Below are 2539 nucleotides of genomic sequence, written 5' to 3' on the forward strand. Positions count from 1 at the left end.
TGTGAATCGGCGTGCAACTTTGACCCCCTGAGCCGGGGGATCGGCGTCCAATCTTGACCCCCCATAGTGCGGCTTACGCAGTCTGTTCGTCCTCATCAGGTCTGGACGGGCGGTCGGGGGATGAAGGGCGTGGACACGGTTGCGCGGATCCGGCGCGAGTTCTTCATCCGCAAGCGTCCGATCAAGGAGATCGTGCGGGAGCTGCACGTCTCCCGGAACACGGTCCGGAAGGTAATCCGGTCGGGAGCCACCGCGCTCAGCTACGAGCGCGAGGTGCAGCCTCTTCCGAAGCTGGGGCAGTGGCGGGCCGATCTCGACCGGCTTCTGCTGATCAACGCCGATAAGCCTTCGCGCGAGCGGCTGACCCTGATGCGCATTTTCGAGGCGCTGCGCGGGCTCGGCTACGAAGGTGGCTACGACGCGGTGCGCCGCTACGCGCGTTCGTGGCAGCGGGAACGCTCTGCCGTGACGGCGGACGCCTTCGTGCCGCTCTCCTTCGCGCCGGGCGAGGCCTATCAGTTCGACTGGAGCCACGAGGTCGTCCTGATCGGTGGCGTCACCAACAAGATCAAGGTGGCCCACGTCCGGCTCTGTCACTCCCGCATGATGTTCGTGCGAGCCTACCCGCGCGAGAGCCAGGAGATGGTGTTCGACGCGCATGATCGGGCGTTCGCCTTCTTCAAGGGCTCCTGCCAGCGCGGCATCTACGACAACATGAAGACGGCGGTGGAGACGATCTTCGTCGGCCGCGAGCGCGCCTATAATCGGCGCTTCCTGCAGATGTGCAGCCACCATCTGGTCGACCCGGTTGCCTGTACGCCGGCCTCGGGCTGGGAGAAGGGACAGGTCGAGAACCAGGTCGGGCTGGTGCGGGAGCGCTTCTTCACGCCGCGGCTGCGGGTGAAGAGCTTCGAGGAGCTGAACGCGATCCTCCTCGATCACTGCATCGCCTACGCCAAGGCGCATCCGCACCCCGAGCTTCGGGACCAGACTGTCTGGCAGGTCTTCGAGGCCGAGCGCCTCTCGCTCGTTCCCCATGCCGGGCGCTTCGACGGATTCCATGCCGTGCCGGCCTCCGTGTCGAAGACCTGCCTCGTGCGCTTCGACAACAACAAGTACTCGGTCGCCGCGAGCGCGATCGGGCGCCCGGTCGAGGTTCGCGCCTATGCAGACCGGATCGAGATCCGCCAGGACGGCCGCGTCGTCGGCGATCATCCCCGGGCCTTCGGGCGCGAGCAGACAGTGTTCGATCCCTGGCACTACGTGCCGGTCCTGGCCAGGAAGCCGGGTGCCCTTCGTAACGGAGCGCCCTTCAAGAACTGGGTTCTCCCGGCCGGGATCGACCGGGTCCGCCGCAAGCTCGCCGGGGTTGATGACGGCGATCGGCAGATGGTCGCGATCCTGACCGCCGTCCTCAGCGACGGGCTCCCGGCCGTCGAGGCAGCCTGCCAGGAAGCGCTGCGCGAGGGTGTCCACTCCGCAGACGTCGTCCTCAACATCCTGGCCCGCCAGCGAGAGCCCCAGACCGTCGCCGTCACCGTGATCACGCCCGACGCGCTCCGGCTTTGCCACGAGCCCTCGGCCGATTGCGCCCGCTACGACAGCCTCAGGAGAGCCGGATGATGGAACGACAGCAGATCCTCGCCACCATGGGCGAGCTCAAGCTCTTCGGCATGAAGAGCGCCTTCGACGAGATCATCAAGGTCGCCGTCAAGCGCGCCCACGAACCCCAGCAGATCGTCGGCGATCTCCTCCAGGCCGAGATCGCCGAGAAGCAGGCCCGCTCGATCAAGTACCAGATCACCATCGCCAAGCTGCCCCTCGCCAAGGACGTCGACGAGTTCACCTTCGCGGGCACGCCTATCAACGAGACGCTGGTTCGCGACCTCGCGACAGGCGAGTTCCTGGCCCATCAGCGCAACGTTGTTCTGGTCGGCGGCACCGGAACCGGCAAGACGCATCTCGCCATCGCGATCGCCCGCGCCTGCATCCGGGACGGCGCCCGCGGCCGCTTCTTCAACGTCGTCGACCTCGTGAACCGGCTCGAGGCCGAGGGCCGAGCAGGACGCCAGGGCAGGATGGCGGACTACCTCTCGCGCGTCGACTTCATCGTGCTCGACGAACTCGGCTACCTGCCCTTCGCGCAGTCCGGCGGGCAGCTCCTGTTCCACCTCATCAGCCGCCTCTACGAACAGACCTCGATCATCGTCACCACCAACCTCGCCTTCGCCGAATGGCCCAGCGTCTTCGCCGGCGACGCCAAGATGACCACCGCGCTGCTCGACCGCCTCACTCATCACTGCGAGATCCTCGAGACCGGCAACGAGAGCTGGCGCTTCAAGAACCGCGCCTGACCCAACCCGCGTGCAGCAAGGGTCGACCCCGGGAGCCCACAGGGACCTCCCACGCATCGCCGCGTCGGACTCGGAAAGGTCACGCCGCGATGCGCGGGTCCCTCCTATGGACTCCGGGGACGACCCACCCAGGCGGGGTCAATATTGGACGCCGATCGGGGGTCAATGTTCCGAGCCGTTTGACA

At 66.6% G+C, this 2539-nt stretch carries 1 protein-coding gene and 1 pseudogene; both read left to right on the plus strand.

Annotated features, from left to right (window positions below):
- Window positions 1-120: 120 nt before the first annotated feature.
- Window positions 121-1617: pseudogene (gene istA, locus EV668_RS00555) on the plus strand (IS21 family transposase); the annotation flags it as partial.
- A 5-nt stretch (window positions 1618-1622) separates the two neighbouring features.
- Window positions 1623-2354, plus strand: a complete 732-nt coding sequence (istB, locus tag EV668_RS00560; RefSeq protein ID WP_133767930.1) for an IS21-like element helper ATPase IstB — start codon at window positions 1623-1625, stop codon at window positions 2352-2354.
- Window positions 2355-2539 lie beyond the last annotated feature (185 nt).

The organism is Enterovirga rhinocerotis, from assembly GCF_004363955.1.
Taxonomy (GTDB): domain Bacteria; phylum Pseudomonadota; class Alphaproteobacteria; order Rhizobiales; family Beijerinckiaceae; genus Enterovirga; species Enterovirga rhinocerotis.

Coding starts and splice junctions, on each gene's coding strand:
- istB (WP_133767930.1), top strand. CDS start 1,623: ATGGAACGACAGCAGATCCTCGCCACCATGGGCGAGCTCAAGCTCTTC.